This window comes from Terrabacter sp. 05T424, from assembly GCF_056396225.1.
Genome location: NZ_JBFTLB010000011.1, coordinates 16,864 through 31,195, shown reverse-complemented (window position 1 = coordinate 31,195; position 14,332 = coordinate 16,864). Strand labels below are relative to the sequence as shown.

Sequence of the window (14,332 nt, the reverse complement as noted above, 5' to 3'; positions counted from 1 at the left end):
CCAGGGGGGTGGCCCAGTGGTGCGTGACGTCGACGGGAGCAGGGGTCCGTTCGTCCTGAACATCAGGATGAGCCGTCGAGTCGTGCCCTTTGCCACGATGCTGCTGCTGCTCGCGCTGCTCCCGTTCCTCGCAGGCAGCTCACCCCAGTCGCCGCGGACCGCGGTGCAGCTCGCCGCCGGCCAACCCGCCGTGCAGAACGCCGTCGGCGTCATCGGCGAGGTGCGCCAGCAGGTCGCCGACCTGGCCGCGACAGGCACGCCCACCGCCGCCATGGCGCCCGCCGACTCCGCGTTCGCCAACGCTGTCGGCGGCGGCCTCTTCATGTTCCCCGCGATCAGCCTGGCGCCGGCCACTGCCGAGGCGATCGCAGCACCGATCGTCGGCGGACCGCTCTTCATCCACCCCGTGCCGGGCGGCGAGACGTCCTCCTTCGGCCCGCGCATGCACCCCGTGCTGGGTCGCCCCATGTTCCACACGGGCATCGACCTCGCCGCCACGTGCGGCACCCCGATCCACGCGGCGGCCGACGGCACCGTCATCTACGCCCGGGTCTCCAACTCGTGGGGCGGACGCACGATCATCGAGCACACACCGACGCTCAAGACGGCATACGGCCACCAGTCCAAGTTCCTCGTGACCGAGGGCGAGCAGGTCAAGCAGGGCCAGGTCATCGGCCTCGTCGGCACGACCGGATGGTCCACCGGGTGCCACCTGCACTTCGACGTCATCGTCAACGACCGCTACGTCGACCCGGCCCCCTACCTGGGCTTCCCGCCGTCAGCGACCTCTTCCGTGCCGTATGCCGTCGTCCCCCACCTGGTCATCGACCAGGGTGGCCGCGTCGTCAAGACCGTCGAGGACGGCGACGTGCCGATCCCCGAGGCCTCCGTCGTCCCCTCGACCCCGGCCGCCACGATCACGCCGCCGCCATCGTCCTCGCCGAGCCAGACGCCGCCGCCGGCCGCGACGTCCCACCCGACCCAGACGTCGACTCCGCCCCCGACCACCACGCCCCCGACCACCACGCCCCCGACCACCACGCCGCCGACCACCACGCCGCCGACCACCACGCCGCCGACCACCACGCCGCCGACCACCACGCCGCCGCCGACGACGACCACCACGCCGCCGGGAACGACAACGACACCGCCGACCACCACGACCTCGCCGCCGGCCACGACAACGACACCGCCGGCCACCACGACCACGCCGCCGGCCACGACCGAGCCGCCCACGACGACGACGCCTCCGACGACACCGGCGGCCCCTGTCGACCCGCCGGCGGCGACGACGCCTGCAGCCGACCCGCCTCCGGCACCGGCACCGGTCGACCCGCCACCGGCGCCCGCAACTGCTGACCCTGCGCCTGCAGTGCCTGCAGACCCGGCGCCTGCGCCCGCACCCCAACCTCCGCCGGCAGTTGCTCCGTCGGTGGCACGAGTCGCCCCCGCGGACCCCGCGCCCGCACCGGCCCCGAGCGACCCGCCTCCGGCCACGACCCAGGCTGCTGCGCCCGCCCCTGACTCGGCCACAGGCCCGGCGCCCACCGCGCCCCCGGCTCCGACGAGCTCCATCGCCTGATCGGCACCCGGTTCCGCGACCGCGGGACCAGGTGGGTCCGATGACCAGAGCGGCTGAAGTCCTCACGATTCGAGCACGCTCGGCGCGCTGGGATGCCGCACGGCCGCGGGAGCCGATAGGTTTTCGGGATGGACGACGTGAGAACCGACGCCGCGGCGACGAGCGATCGGACCCCCGACGAGCCCCGTGACCCGATGGTCGTCATCGAGGGTGTCAACAAGCACTTCGGCGACCTGCACGTGCTGCGCGACATCAACCTGACGGTCGGTAAGGGCGAGGTCGTCGTCGTGCTCGGCCCGTCCGGCTCGGGCAAGTCGACGCTGTGCCGGGCCATCAACCGCCTCGAGACCATCGAGGCCGGCACGATCTCGATCGACGGCAAGACCCTGCCCGAGGAGGGGAAGCCCCTGGCGCAGCTGCGTGCCGACGTCGGCATGGTGTTCCAGTCCTTCAACCTCTTCGCCCACAAGACGATCCGCGACAACGTGACCCTCGGTCCGATCAAGGTGCGCAAGAAGTCCAAGTCCGAAGCCGACACCCTGGCCGGCGACCTGCTCAAGCGGGTCGGCGTCGAGGCCCAGGCCGACAAGTACCCCGCGCAGCTCTCCGGCGGTCAGCAGCAGCGTGTGGCCATCGCGCGCTCGCTCGCGATGGGGCCCAAGGTCATGCTCTTCGACGAGCCGACGTCGGCCCTCGACCCCGAGATGGTCAACGAGGTGCTCGACGTCATGGTCGGCCTCGCCAAGGAGGGCATGACGATGATCGTCGTGACCCACGAGATGGGCTTCGCCCGCAAGGCCGCCGACCGCGTGGTGTTCATGGCCGACGGCCAGATCGTCGAGGTCGGCACTCCGCAGGAGTTCTTCACCAACCCCAAGAGCGATCGCGCCAAGGACTTCCTCGGCAAGATCCTCACCCACTGAACCAGCTGACGAGAGCGGCACGCAGGACCGCGTGCCGTGAGCAACCCACCAGGGAGGAACCCCAATGAAGGCACGACGACTCGGAATCGTCGCGGCGGCTGCGACGCTGGCCCTCACGCTCGCCGCGTGTGGATCCGGCCAGCCCAGCGGCGGCAGCGGCGGCACCGGCGGAGGCGGCGGTGGCGGCCTCAAGATCGGCATCAAGTTCGACCAGCCCGGCATGGGCCTCAAGAAGGGCAACGAGTACAGCGGCTTCGACGTCGAGGTCGCCAAGTACGTCGCCAAGCAGCTCGGCACGTCCGAGGACAACATCACGTGGGTGCAGGCGCCGAGCGCCCAGCGTGAGACGCTCATCCAGACCGGTCAGGTGGACTTCGTCGTCGCGACCTACTCCATCACCGACGCCCGCAAGCAGAAGGTCAGCTTCGCCGGCCCCTACTTCATCGCTGGCCAGGACCTCCTGGTACGAGCCGACGACAGCTCGATCACCGGCCCCGACAGCCTCACCGGCAAGAAGCTGTGCTCGGTGACCGGCTCGACCTCCGCCCAGAAGGTCAAGGACAAGTACCCCGGCGTGCAGCTGCAGGAGTTCGGCACCTACTCCGAGTGCCTGCCCGCGCTGCAGACCGGTGGCGTCGACGCCCTGACGACCGACGACACCATCCTCGCGGGCTACGCCGCGCAGGAGCAGTACAAGGGCAAGTTCAAGGTCGTCGGCAAGCCGTTCTCCACGGAGAACTACGGCATCGGTCTCAAGAAGGGTGACACGGCCCAGTGCACCAAGATCACCGACGCCATCAAGAAGATGATCAGCGACGGCTCATGGCAGAAGGCGCTCGACGCCAACCTGGGGCCGGCCGGCTACAAGCCGGGCACGGGCAACCCGCCCACCCCCGCCGCCTGCTCCTGATCGCTCGCCTCGCGGGGGCCGCGACGCCACTCGGCGCCGCGGCCCCCGCAGGCCAGATCCCTTGTGCGTGAAGGAGGGACATGCTCGACATCCTCGCGAAGTACGACATCCTCGCCGCCTTCTGGATGACCATCAGGCTGACGTTCTTCTCCGCGATCGGTGCCCTCGTCATCGGCACGGTCCTGGCGATCATGCGCGTCTCGCCGGTCGCCGTGCTGCGCCGGCTCGGTGCGTTCTACGTCAACATCGTCCGCAACACCCCCTTGACCCTCATCGTGTTCTTCTCCCTCGCGGGTGTGGGCATCGTGCTGCAGATCAACCTGGTCGACCCGAACTCATCGACCTCCCTGCGCGACAACGCGATCCGGTGGGCGATGGTGGCCCTCGCGGTCTACCACGCGGCGTTCGTCTGTGAGGCGCTGCGCAGTGGGTTCAACACGGTTCCGCTCGGTCAGGCCGAGGCGGCCCGGTCGATCGGCCTGACGTTCGGCCAGAGCCTTCGCGAGGTGATCCTGCCGCAGGCGTTCCGAGGTGCGATCGCACCGCTCGGCTCGGTCCTCATCGCCCTCACCAAGAACACCACCGTGGCCTCGGTCATCGGCGTCGCGGAGGCATCAGCCCTGATGAAGGTCATCATCGAGAACGAGACGGCGAGCGTCGCCGTGTTCCTCGTGTTCGCCCTCGGCTTCGTCATCCTGACGCTGCCCGTCGGCCTCCTCTTCACGTCGCTGTCGCGCCGCCTGGCGGTGAAGCGATGAGCGCCCAGAACGTCCTGTTCGACGCGCCCGGCCCCCGGGCACGTCGCCGCCACGCGATCCTCACGGCCTTCGGCTTCGTGCTCTTCGCGGCGACGCTTGCCGCCGTGCTGTGGAAGCTCAACGCCCAGGGACAGCTGACGGCTGCTCTCTGGCAGCCGCTGATCGACCCCGAGGTCTGGACCGCGTACGTCATTCCCGGTCTCATCAACACGATCAAGGCGGCCGCCGTCTCGATCGTGTCGGCGATGGCGTTCGGCATCCTCTTCGGCATGGGCCGTCTCTCGCAGAACGGGCCCATCCGGTGGGTCAGCGGCATCGTCGTGGAGTTCTTCCGCGCCGTGCCCGTGCTGCTGATGATGTACTTCCTGTTCCAGCTGTTCGCGTTCAACAACATCTTCGTGGCCAGCCTGAACTCGTTCATGGCGGTCGTGATCGCCCTGACGCTCTACAACGGCTCGGTCATCGCCGAGCTGGTGCGCTCCGGCGTCTACGGGCTGCCCAAGGGGCAGTCCGAGGCCGGCCTGTCCATCGGGCTCACGGCGTCCCAGACGCTGCGTTCGATCCAGCTCCCGCAGGCGCTGACGGCGATGCTGCCGGCGCTCGTGAGCCAGATCGTCGTCATCCTCAAGGACAGCGCCCTCGGTGCCGCCATCACCTATCCCGAGCTGCTCCAGAGCATGCGCGACATGGGCACCGCCTTCGCCACGGTCATCCCCGCGTACATCCTCGCTGCCGTCATCTTCATCGCGATCAACTTCGGGTTGACGGTCGTCGCAGGACGCGTCGAGCGTCGCCTCAACCGTCGCGGTCGCGGCCCACGCAAGGCAGGGCCGGTCACCGGCGTGGCCGGTCCCGGCACGGTCGACGCGCCGACCGACGGTATCGGTGGCCGCGGGGTCTACACGGGCGACGCGACGAACCGATGACCAGGCACCGCCCCTGACGGCAAGGAGAAGGGCCCCGACACCAGTGGTGTCGGGGCCCTTCTCGTCTGTGCTCCCCCGATTGGACTCGAACCAATAACCTGCCGGTTAACAGCCGGCTGCTCTGCCAATTGAGCTACAGGGGAATGCTGCTGCGCAACCATAGCAAAGCATCTGCGGCGACAAGAAATCGGGTTCGGCGGGTCGCGCGGAGGCCCTCGGGAGCAGGTTCCGGAAGCGCTCCTCGGCGCGTCAGAGACCTACTTCGGAGCGCAGGCGAGCGAGCCGCTCGGCCGCCTCGGCCGCCACGCGCGGGTCGCTCAGGTCGACACCCTTGCCGGGGATCGTCTGCTCGACCAGCGCTCCGGTGGCGAGGTCCTGCCGGATGACGACCCTCACGGTGCGCCGGTTCGGGGCGCGGAACTCGTCGGAGAGCACGACGCTCGCCTGGAGGCGCTCACGGAGCGTCTGCTGCACCAGCGACGGTTCGCGCAGGCGCCACTGGGCGGCGGGTGCCCGGTCGGCCCAGGTCACGGTGAGCAGCGAGCTCTCGCCCTGCCAGGTGCCGGTCTCGGCCTCGTGCCAGGGCCGGCGCCAGGCGAGCGCACCGTCGGCGCCGACAAACGCGAGGTGGTGCGTCGTGGCGACGACGTGCCCGTCGGTCAGGTCGTCGCGGGCCCAGGCGAGCACCGACTCGGCGCCGTCGAGCGGCACCGCAGAGCGGACGTCGGCGGGCAGTGGGGGCCGGCGGCGTCGTTCGAACAGCGGCATCAGCCCATCCCTGCCTTGATCGCGGCGAGCTCGCGCTGGAGCGTCTGGAGCTGGATGCCGAGCTCCCTCGTGCGCTCTGGCTCAGGGCTCTCGGCATGGTCGAGGCGCCGCATCTCGCTCATCGCGTCGGCGATGCGACGCGTGAGGGCGATGGTGCGGACGCGGTCGAACAGCTCGTCGACGTAGCGCGAGGTCGGCAGGCCGGTGTTGGGGTCCATGCGCGTCGGCAGCGTGTCGACCGCCAGCTCGCTCACGAGGCCCGCCACGGGCGACGGGGCGGCCTCGGTGACGGCGGAGGTCCAGGCTCGGGCGTTGGCCTTGTCGCCGTCGTGGTGCGCGATGCGCACACCGTCGAACACGGCACGGTGAGCGGGCGCCGAGAAGGCGTCGGGCGTGAGCAGGTCTATGGCGCCGGCCTTGAAGACGGTGGGGAACTGCAGCAGCACCTGGAGCAGCTGCCGCTCAGCCAGCACGACCGGGTCTCGCCGGTCGGGCACCGGCAGGCCCGGGCCGGACTCCCCCACCAGCGGCTCGACGGCCTCGTCGCGGCCGCCACGCCCGGGCTGGGCCCGGGGGCCGTCGTCGACCTTGATCTTGCCGGCCCGTGCCACCTCCGAGGCGACCTGCTCGACGTCGAGACCGAGCATGCCCGACACCTCGCGGGCGTACTCCGGCTGGAGCGAACGGTCGCGGATGGAGGCGACGATCGGGGCCACGGCCCGGACGGCCTGGATGCGGCCCTCTGCCGTGCCGAGGTCGAAGCGCTTGATCGTGGTGCGGGCGGCGAACTCGAACATCGGCACGGCGTCCTCGATGAGCGCCTGGACGGCGGGGTCACCACCGGCCTGGCGCAGCTCGCACGGGTCCTTGCCCGACTTCTCCACGGCGACGAAGGACTGTGACGTCCACTTCTCGTCGTCGGCGAACGCCCGCATCGCGGCCTTCTGGCCGGCGGCGTCGCCGTCGAAGGTGAAGATCACCTTCGCCGGGGCCAGGCCGGCCTCGTCGCGCATGAGGCGACGCAGCAGCTTGATGTGCTCGGCACCGAAGGCCGTGCCACACGTCGCGACGGCGGTCTCGACCCCGGCGAGGTGGCAGGCCATGACGTCGGTGTAGCCCTCGACGACCACGGCCTGCCGCCCCTGCGAGATCTTCTTCTTCGCGAGGTCGAGGCCGTAGAGCACCGTCGACTTCTTGTAGATCGGCGTCTCGGACGTGTTGAGGTACTTCGCCTCGATGCGGTCGTCGTCGAAGATGCGGCGCGCGCCGAACCCGACGGTGTCGCCCGTGATGTCGCGGATCGGCCACACCAGCCGACCGCGGAACCTGTCGTAGAGGCCGCGGGCGCCACGTCCGGCGAGCCCGCCGGTCACGAGCTCGTCGTCGGTGAAGCCCTTGGCTCGCAGGTGGCGCACCAGGTCTTCGCCGCCGCGCGGGGCGAAGCCGATGCCGAACTGCTTGACGTGGGTGCCGTTGAAGTCGCGGGCGCGCAGGAAGTCGCGCCCCTGGCGGGCCGGGCCCCGGTCGTTGAGCAGGAGGTCGGTGTAGTACTCCTCGGCAACGCGGTGGGCCTCGATCAGCCGGCTGCGTCGCCCGAGGCCCTCCTCGCGCGGGCGTTGCCCGTCCTCGTAGCGCAGCTCCATGCCGAGCTTCTGCGCGAGCCGCTCGACGGCCTCGGAGAAGGTCAGGTGGTCGACCTTCTGCACGAAGGAGATGACGTCGCCGCCCTCCTGGCAGCCGAAGCAGTGCCAGGCACCCACGGCAGGACGGATGTTGAACGAGGGCGTCTTCTCGTCGTGGAAGGGGCACAGGCCCTTGAGCGAGCCGGGCCCGGCGGAGCGCAGCGTCACGTGCTCGCGCACGACGTCCTCGATGGACGACCGCGCCTTGACCGCCGCGATGTCCTCGCTGTTGATCAGCCCCGCCATCTGCCTCCTGTCGCTGCCCGTGATCCTAGTTCGTCGCCACCCCGGTGCCTGTCAGCGGCACCACTGGCTGTGGAGGGCGAGGGCTCGCACGTCGGTCAGGGAGGCGACCTGGTCGACGACGACGCGCTGCCGCTCGCCGTCGTCGGCCGCTGCGTCGTGGTCCGCCCGGAAGGCTGCGTCGAGGCACTCGTCGGGCCGGGCGGCATACGCCTCCACGAGGTCGCGCACGACCTCGCGCTGCCCTGACATCACCGAGAGACGTTCGTCGGTGGTCATGACGAAGTGGTTGGCGATGGCCTTGAGCACGGAGCACTCGGCCCGCGTGTCGTCGGGCACCACCAGGTCGGCCTCGAACCTGCACAGCTGCCCCGGACCGTGCCGCTCCCGGGTCGCTCGCTCGACCACCGACACGAAGTGCCCGATGAGGCGGCTCGTCATGTCCTTGAGCCGTGCGAGGTCGCCGCGCGAGCCGTCGTATGCCGTGGGCAGCGCCTCGGAGGCCGTGAGACGCTCCAGCGCCGCACCGAGCGCGTCGGCGCCGAGGTCGGGCGCGTAGGTGCGTCCCGCGACGTCGAGGACGTCGGTCAGGTCGCGAGACTCGAGGATGCGCGGGTCGATCCACCCTGACGCGATGGCGTCCTCGACGTCGTGGACGGAGTAGGCGACGTCGTCGGACCAGTCCATGACCTCCGCCTCGAGGCAGCGCCGACGTGCGACAGCACCGTCGCGGATCCATTCGAAGACAGTGAGATCCGAGGGATACACACCGAACTTGCCTGTCTCGTAGGGTCCGTCGCCGCGCGCCCATGGATACTTCGTCGTGGCATCGAGGCTCGCCCGAGTGAGGTTGAGGCCGGCCGGGGTGCCGTCAGGGTGCGCGCGCTTCGCCTCGAGGCGGGTCAGGATGCGCAGCGTCTGTGCATTGCCCTCGAACCCGCCGATGCCAGAGGCGATCTCGTCGAGCACCGTCTCGCCGTTGTGCCCGAAGGGCGGGTGGCCCAGGTCGTGGGAGAGGCACGCGGTGTCGACGACGTCGGCGTTGCACCCGAGCGCCGCCCCGAACTCGCGCCCGATCTGGGCGACCTCGAGCGAGTGGGTGAGTCGGTTGCGCACGAAGTCGTCGTGACCGGGGGCGAGCACCTGCGTCTTGGCCGCGAGCCGGCGCAGCGCCGACGAGTGGACGACCCGGGCCCGGTCTCGCGCGAAGTCGTCGCGGTCGGCCCGTTTCTGGGCAGGGTCCTCCGCGACCCAGCGCTCACGGTCTCGACCCTCGTAGCCCACGAGGCGACTCTAAGGTGCCCACGCTCTCGTCATGGTGATGCCCGTCCGTGCGACGGGTCAGAAACCCCGTGGCACCCGTCGCAGCACCGGAGCACACTGGCGGGGTGGGGCGGGCGCGGCCCGTCCCCGAGAGGCAGGAGTGCATCATGGCCGACAAGTCGCCCAGGTCCCACATGACCACCGGCTCGAAGTCGATCAAGGAGAAGCGTGCCGAGAAGCACGCCAAGGCCGACCAGAAGGGCTCGCACCACGAGTTCCTCCCGCCCAAGGGCAAGCGCTGAGGGGCAGCGTCAGCCGAGCTCGTCGCGGACCCGGCGCACCCAGGCGGGCTCGACGCCGTAGCGCTGGGTCTTGATGAGGCGCCCGTGCACGCAGTCGTCGACGAGCTCGGCCATCCGCTTGTCACGGGTGGCCTCCTGCTTTGCCGTGACCACCCAGTTGGTCGCCACCTTGCGGTATGACGGCGTCGCGGCGTCCCAGAACGCCGACGCACGTGCATCGGCGCGTAGCTGGGCCTCGTAGGCATCGGGCCAGGTGCGCTCCCTGTTCTCGTACGCGTAGATGCCCGAGCGGTCCTCGCGCCGCTTCTCGAACGCGGCGACCCCCGCTGGGTGCATGCGCCCGGCCGCCGTCAGCTCGGCCACGGCGTTGATGTTGATCGTGCTCCAGTTGCTGCCCGACTTGCGCGGCGTCCACCGCTGGCGCACGGTGTCCTCGTCGATGCGCTGCGCGACGGAGTCGATCCACCCGAAGCACAACGCCTCGCGCACGGCCTCGGCCCACTGGAGGCCGCGCGGCTCGACGTGCTTCTTGTTGAGGCCTATCCACAGCTCGGTGGCGCTGTCGTGGTGGGCCTCGAGCCAGGCCCGGAAGTCGTCGGCATCGTCGAAGAAGGTCGCCGGCCGCTCGGCGGATCCACCCTGTCGCATGCCCCGATCCTGCCAGCCACCGCCGACGCTGGGAGGATCACTTCTGTGACCGACCGCCTCGTCCTCGCCGCCACCAACAACGCGCACTGGTGCGACGCCGTGGCCCGCTCGCACGGTGTCAGGTGCACGACCGACGGCGACGCGTGGACCGCCGCGACCCGCACGCCGCCCTACTACCCCGACGCCGTCACCCTGTCCCCCACCGTCGGCGAGTACGACGTGCTGGCCCGCGTCGACGACTCCGACGGCTGCTCGGTCAAGGACTCGTGGTCGCGGCTCGACCTGGCGATCGAGGACTTCGCCCGGCTCGTCGTCGGCGAGTGGGTCTGGCTGGACCCGTCCGTGCCGGTCAGCGCCCCACCAGGGGTGTCATGGCGCCGCGTCTCCACCCCTGAGGCGATGGCCGCGTGGGCGCGCGCGTGGGCGAGCGACCCGGAGACGGAGGCCATCCTGCGGCCCGCGCTCCTGCACGAGCCCGGAGTGCACGTCCTCGCCGGCCACGACACCGATGCGGCGGACGCCCCGGTCGTCGCGGGGGCCGTCGTGAACCTGACCGGCGAGGTCGCGGGTCTCGGCAACGTGTTCGCGCGCGGCGCCGACCCGGAGCGGGCGTGGGCAGCGGCCGCAGTCGCCGCGAGGACGGTCACCGGTGGCATACCTCTGGTCGGCTGGGAGGCGGGGGCGAGCGTCGACGCCGCCGTGGCAGCGGGCTGCGAACGGCTCGGGCCGCTCAGCGTCTGGCTGAAGTGAGCGTCAGCCGCCGCTGACCGACAGCTCGGCCTCGGCAATCGTGCGCCGGTGCTCCTCGGAGAGCTCGCGCGACTCGAGCCAGCGGTCGGGCAGTGCCACCGTGCGTGACGAGCCTGCACGACCGCGTTGTCCTTCCGCCGCCTCCCCGGGCCACGGGGCGTCGGGGTCGAGCGTCGCGAGCAGCGCGTCCAGGGCAGCCATCGAGTCGACGAGGGCGAGCGAGTTGCGGATCGTCGACCCGGCCGGGAATCCCTTGAGATACCAGGCGATGTGCTTGCGGATGTCGCGGCAGGCGCGCTCCTCCTCGCCGTAGAAGTCGATGAGGTATGCCGTGTGCGTGCGCAGCGTGTCGGCGACCTCCCCGAGGGTGGGGGTCACGCGTGCCGAGGTGCCGGCGAAGGCGGCCGCGAGGTCGGTGAAGAGCCACGGGCGACCCAGACAGCCGCGGCCGACGACGACACCGTCGCAGCCGGTCTCGCGCACCATCCGGATGGCGTCCTCGGCCGACCAGATGTCACCGTTGCCTAGCACGGGCACCGAGGTGACGGTCTGCTTGAGCTGCTTGATCGCGGCCCAGTCGGCCGTGCCCGAGTAGGCCTGCGACGCCGTACGGCCATGCAGCGCAACCGCGGCCACGCCCTCGGCCTCAGCGGTGAGCCCGGCGTCGAGGAAGGTCAGGTGCTCGTCGTCGATGCCCTTGCGCATCTTGACCGTGACGGGGATGTCGCGCTTGGCGCCCTCCTCGACGACGGCGCCGACGATCGCCCTGAAGAGGTCCTTCTTCCACGGCAGGGCCGAGCCGCCGCCCTTGCGGGTGACCTTCGGGACCGGGCAGCCGAAGTTGAGGTCGATGTGGTCGGCGCGGTCCTCGGTGACGAGCATGCGGGCGGCGGCGCGGGCCGTCGCCGGGTCGACGCTGTAGAGCTGGATCGAGCGAGGGTTCTCGTCGGGGTCGTGCTCGATGAGTCGCATCGACTCGGGCGTGCGCTCGACGAGCGCACGGCTCGTGATCATCTCACTGACGTAGAGGCTCGTCGCACCGGACGCCCGGCCGCCCGACGCGAGGGCAGAGCCCTCCTGGCCGTACTCGCGGCACAGCCGGCGGAAGGCCCGGTTGGTGATGCCCGCCATCGGGGCGAGGACGACCGGCGACTCGATGACGTGGCGTCCGATGCGAAGCGGCGGCAGCACGGCTCCGGTGTCGGTGGTGGGGGTCAGCACGTCGGTCACGGGCCCGATTCTCCCCGATCAGGCCCCTGGCGCCGAATCGGCGACCTCCGCCGCGAAGCGCAGCAGGGCGGCGGCGAAGGCCTCGGGCTGGTCGAGGTTGGACAGGTGGCTCGCCCTGGGGATCGTCTCGACGCGTGCCGTCGGGCACGCCCTGAGGTAGGCGCGGGTGCCGATCCGGAACTGGTCGTACTGCCCGTTGAGCAGGAGCACCGGGCAGCGGACGCCGTGGAGCATCGACGGCCGGCAATGGGTCATCACCTCGCGCCAGGCCGCGGGCGTCGGGTCGAACCAGTAGCCGCCGGCGATGACCGGGTCGATGCGGTCGGGCGGGTAGAGACGGTGGAGCACGCGGTCGTTGACGCGCGTCATCCTGGCCGGACCCAGACGGTCCGTCAGCGCGGCCACGGCGCGGTAGACCGCCGCCCCCGGGCCCGTCGGCGTCGCGCTCGAACCGGCCAGCACGAGACCCGCGAGCGTGTCGGGACGGGCAGCGGCATACGCCATCGCGGCGTAGCCGCCGAGCGAGTGACCGACGAGCACGACGGGGTCACCGTGCACCGACGCCGACTCCACGGCCTCGCCGATCACCTCGACGCAGCGGTCCATCGTGAAGGACTCACCGGCGCGGACGCCGTGGCCCGGCAGGTCGACGAGGGTGAGGCCGACGTGGCCGCGAAGCAGCGGCAGCTGGGGCGCCCACTGCGTGCTCGACAGGCGAGAGCCGTGCACGAGGACCAGGTGAGCGGGCACACGGTGAGGATGCCACGATGGCCCGGTGACCCACCTCATCCGCGCCACCGACCTCGCCCACGAGATCGAGGACGTCGTCGTCCTCGACGTGCGCTGGGCGCTCACGACGGCGAACACGCCGGCCGGTCGGCAGGACTACGCGGCCGGGCACGTGCCCGGCGCGTTCTTCGTCGACCTCGACGCCGAGCTCGCTGCGCCGGCCGGCGGGGGTGGCCGCCACCCGCTCCCCGACCCCGCCGTGGTCCAGGCGCTCCTGAGACGGGCGGGCATCACCGAGCACAGCCGGGTCGTCGCCTACGACGGCAAGGACTCGTATGCCGCCGCCCGGGCCTGGTGGGTGCTGCGCTGGCTGGGCGTGCGCGACGTCCGCGTTCTCGACGGGGGTTGGGCCGCCTGGGTCGCCGCCGGGCTGCCGGTCTCGACCGACGAGCCGGTGGACCGGCACGGCGACGTGGTCGTGAGCCCGGGGCAGCTGCCGACGCTGGACGCCTCAGCCGCCGCGGCGCTCGCCCGTGACGGGCTTCTGCTCGACGCACGAGCCCCCGAGCGGTATGCCGGCGAGAGCGAGCCGATCGACCCTGTCGCGGGCCACGTGCCGGGCGCCGTCAACAGCCCGACGACCGAGTGGGTGACCGCCGACGGGACGTTCCGCCGCGACCTGGCGGAGCACTGGGCGCACGTGACGGACGGGGTCGACCCGGGCAACGGGCAGGTCGGGGTCTACTGCGGCTCGGGTGTCACCGCGGCCCACCAGATGCTGGCCCTCGCCGAGCTCGGCGTCGACACGGTGCTCTACCCCGGCTCGTGGAGCGAGTGGATCCGCGACCCGTCCCGCCCCGTCGCCACGGGCCGCACCCCCGGCTGATCACCCCCCACCCCATCGAGAAAGCAATCCGTCCGATCACGATCGGACGTGCTTTCTCGATGGGGTGGGGGGCGGCCGGATTGCTTTCTCGATGGCGTCAGACTGAGCGGTCGACGCGTCGGCTCATCGTGCGCAGCGCCCGCTCGGCCGCGGTGCGAACCGAGTCCTCGGGATCGTCTGCCGCCTCGTGCAGGGCGGGTGCGTGCTCGGCCTCGCCCACCACGCCGAGCACACGAGCCGCGGCCTCCCGGACCCGCGCGGTGTCGTCGCCGACGACGAGCCGTGCGCACGCCTCCCCGGCGTCGCCGACCTCCCACCGGGCGGCGACCTTGGCGCACATCTCGCGCACCCGCCACGCCGGATCACCCAGTCCTGCAACGACATCGGCGCCGCAGCGGTCTTCCCAGACGTAGAGAAGGGTGCGCGCCGCCCAGACCCGCGACCAGTAGAGCGTGTCGAGGTCGAGGCGATCGGGCGAGCCCCAGCCGTGCACAGCGCGGCCGCCGACCCACCCGATGTCGGGCCCTTCTGGATCGCCCCACTCGGCGCGCCCCGTGAGCAGGTCGGCGCACCAACGCGTCAGCACGTCGTCGCCGAGCGCATCGGCCGCGGCCCGCGCGCGCTCACCCGGCGTCGCGCGAAGGATCGCGTCCGAGACCATGTGCGCAGTATGGCGCCTGTCCCCGACCCCGGACGCACGTATGCCGCCCGCCCAGATGGGCGGACGGCATA

Annotated in this window: 15 protein-coding genes and 1 tRNA gene; 8 read left to right on the top strand and 8 right to left on the bottom strand. The window is 71.3% G+C overall.

Annotated elements, in window-relative coordinates; all coding sequences use genetic code 11:
* The first annotated feature begins 67 nt into the window (after nucleotides 1–67).
* From AC1DE0_RS19100 to AC1DE0_RS19080, 5 genes are all read left to right on the top strand, one after another.
* Nucleotides 68–1,582, top strand: coding sequence for a M23 family metallopeptidase (locus AC1DE0_RS19100; protein WP_478104209.1), 1,515 nt, complete (start codon nucleotides 68–70; stop codon nucleotides 1,580–1,582).
* A gap of 194 nt (nucleotides 1,583–1,776) precedes the next feature.
* Entirely contained in the window at nucleotides 1,777–2,505 is a 729-nt protein-coding gene (locus tag AC1DE0_RS19095; RefSeq protein ID WP_478104441.1) for an amino acid ABC transporter ATP-binding protein, read from the top strand.
* Between the two features lie 64 nt (nucleotides 2,506–2,569).
* A complete protein-coding gene (locus AC1DE0_RS19090) occupies nucleotides 2,570–3,415 on the top strand; it encodes a glutamate ABC transporter substrate-binding protein (protein WP_478104204.1) in 846 nt (281 codons plus the stop codon).
* A gap of 80 nt (nucleotides 3,416–3,495) precedes the next feature.
* Entirely contained in the window at nucleotides 3,496–4,173 is a 678-nt protein-coding gene (locus tag AC1DE0_RS19085) for an amino acid ABC transporter permease (protein WP_478104202.1), read from the top strand.
* Complete coding sequence (locus AC1DE0_RS19080) at nucleotides 4,170–5,099, top strand: amino acid ABC transporter permease (protein WP_478104198.1); 930 nt, start codon at nucleotides 4,170–4,172, stop codon at nucleotides 5,097–5,099. The genes AC1DE0_RS19085 and AC1DE0_RS19080 overlap by 4 nt, the downstream gene beginning before the upstream one ends.
* Nucleotides 5,100–5,169: 70 nt before the next feature.
* Here the strand turns inward: AC1DE0_RS19080 and AC1DE0_RS19075 are convergent.
* The 4 genes from AC1DE0_RS19075 to AC1DE0_RS19060 all read right to left on the bottom strand — a co-directional run bounded on the left by AC1DE0_RS19075 (nucleotide 5,170) and on the right by AC1DE0_RS19060 (nucleotide 9,076).
* Nucleotides 5,170–5,242: transfer RNA gene (locus AC1DE0_RS19075), tRNA-Asn, on the bottom strand.
* Nucleotides 5,243–5,348: 106 nt separating this feature from the next.
* Nucleotides 5,349–5,867, bottom strand: a complete 519-nt coding sequence (locus AC1DE0_RS19070; protein ID WP_478104194.1) for a hypothetical protein — start codon at nucleotides 5,865–5,867, stop codon at nucleotides 5,349–5,351.
* Nucleotides 5,867–7,795, bottom strand: coding sequence for a DNA primase (gene dnaG / locus AC1DE0_RS19065; protein ID WP_478104190.1), 1,929 nt, complete (start codon nucleotides 7,793–7,795; stop codon nucleotides 5,867–5,869). Before dnaG ends, AC1DE0_RS19070 begins: the two co-directional genes overlap by 1 nt.
* Before the next feature lie 51 nt (nucleotides 7,796–7,846).
* Complete coding sequence (locus AC1DE0_RS19060; protein ID WP_478104186.1) at nucleotides 7,847–9,076, bottom strand: deoxyguanosinetriphosphate triphosphohydrolase; 1,230 nt, start codon at nucleotides 9,074–9,076, stop codon at nucleotides 7,847–7,849.
* A 146-nt stretch (nucleotides 9,077–9,222) separates the two neighbouring features.
* On the opposite strand from AC1DE0_RS19060, the gene AC1DE0_RS19055 reads away from it, so the two are divergent.
* On the top strand, nucleotides 9,223–9,357 hold the full coding sequence (locus AC1DE0_RS19055) for a hypothetical protein (RefSeq protein WP_478104182.1): 135 nt from the start codon (nucleotides 9,223–9,225) through the stop codon (nucleotides 9,355–9,357).
* A 9-nt stretch (nucleotides 9,358–9,366) separates the two neighbouring features.
* On the opposite strand, the gene AC1DE0_RS19050 is transcribed toward AC1DE0_RS19055, so the two are convergent.
* A complete protein-coding gene (locus AC1DE0_RS19050) occupies nucleotides 9,367–10,005 on the bottom strand; it encodes a YdeI/OmpD-associated family protein (RefSeq protein WP_478104178.1) in 639 nt (212 codons plus the stop codon).
* 45 nt (nucleotides 10,006–10,050) lie between these two features.
* On the opposite strand from AC1DE0_RS19050, the gene AC1DE0_RS19045 reads away from it, so the two are divergent.
* A complete protein-coding gene (locus AC1DE0_RS19045) occupies nucleotides 10,051–10,755 on the top strand; it encodes a hypothetical protein (RefSeq protein ID WP_478104174.1) in 705 nt (234 codons plus the stop codon).
* A 3-nt stretch (nucleotides 10,756–10,758) separates the two neighbouring features.
* On the opposite strand, the gene dusB is transcribed toward AC1DE0_RS19045, so the two are convergent.
* Nucleotides 10,759–11,985 (bottom strand): tRNA dihydrouridine synthase DusB, encoded by a 1,227-nt coding sequence (dusB, locus tag AC1DE0_RS19040; protein WP_478104170.1) that lies wholly within the window; start codon nucleotides 11,983–11,985, stop codon nucleotides 10,759–10,761.
* A gap of 18 nt (nucleotides 11,986–12,003) precedes the next feature.
* On the bottom strand, nucleotides 12,004–12,735 hold the full coding sequence (locus AC1DE0_RS19035) for an alpha/beta fold hydrolase (protein ID WP_478104165.1): 732 nt from the start codon (nucleotides 12,733–12,735) through the stop codon (nucleotides 12,004–12,006).
* Nucleotides 12,736–12,760: 25 nt separating this feature from the next.
* Between AC1DE0_RS19035 and AC1DE0_RS19030 the strand changes: the two genes are divergently transcribed.
* Nucleotides 12,761–13,600 carry a sulfurtransferase gene (locus tag AC1DE0_RS19030; RefSeq protein ID WP_478104163.1) on the top strand — a complete coding sequence of 280 codons (840 nt, stop codon included), beginning with the start codon at nucleotides 12,761–12,763 and terminating at the stop codon, nucleotides 13,598–13,600.
* A 97-nt stretch (nucleotides 13,601–13,697) separates the two neighbouring features.
* On the opposite strand, the gene AC1DE0_RS19025 is transcribed toward AC1DE0_RS19030, so the two are convergent.
* Nucleotides 13,698–14,261, bottom strand: a complete 564-nt coding sequence (locus tag AC1DE0_RS19025; protein ID WP_478104159.1) for a HEAT repeat domain-containing protein — start codon at nucleotides 14,259–14,261, stop codon at nucleotides 13,698–13,700.
* Nucleotides 14,262–14,332 lie beyond the last annotated feature (71 nt).

Coding starts and splice junctions, on each gene's coding strand:
- AC1DE0_RS19025 (WP_478104159.1), bottom strand. CDS start 14,261: ATGGTCTCGGACGCGATCCTTCGCGCGACGCCGGGTGAGCGCGCGCGG.
- dnaG (WP_478104190.1), bottom strand. CDS start 7,795: ATGGCGGGGCTGATCAACAGCGAGGACATCGCGGCGGTCAAGGCGCGG.
- AC1DE0_RS19100 (WP_478104209.1), top strand. CDS start 68: ATGAGCCGTCGAGTCGTGCCCTTTGCCACGATGCTGCTGCTGCTCGCG.
- AC1DE0_RS19095 (WP_478104441.1), top strand. CDS start 1,777: ATGGTCGTCATCGAGGGTGTCAACAAGCACTTCGGCGACCTGCACGTG.
- AC1DE0_RS19080 (WP_478104198.1), top strand. CDS start 4,170: ATGAGCGCCCAGAACGTCCTGTTCGACGCGCCCGGCCCCCGGGCACGT.
- AC1DE0_RS19050 (WP_478104178.1), bottom strand. CDS start 10,005: ATGCGACAGGGTGGATCCGCCGAGCGGCCGGCGACCTTCTTCGACGAT.
- AC1DE0_RS19085 (WP_478104202.1), top strand. CDS start 3,496: ATGCTCGACATCCTCGCGAAGTACGACATCCTCGCCGCCTTCTGGATG.
- AC1DE0_RS19090 (WP_478104204.1), top strand. CDS start 2,570: ATGAAGGCACGACGACTCGGAATCGTCGCGGCGGCTGCGACGCTGGCC.
- AC1DE0_RS19055 (WP_478104182.1), top strand. CDS start 9,223: ATGGCCGACAAGTCGCCCAGGTCCCACATGACCACCGGCTCGAAGTCG.
- AC1DE0_RS19070 (WP_478104194.1), bottom strand. CDS start 5,867: ATGCCGCTGTTCGAACGACGCCGCCGGCCCCCACTGCCCGCCGACGTC.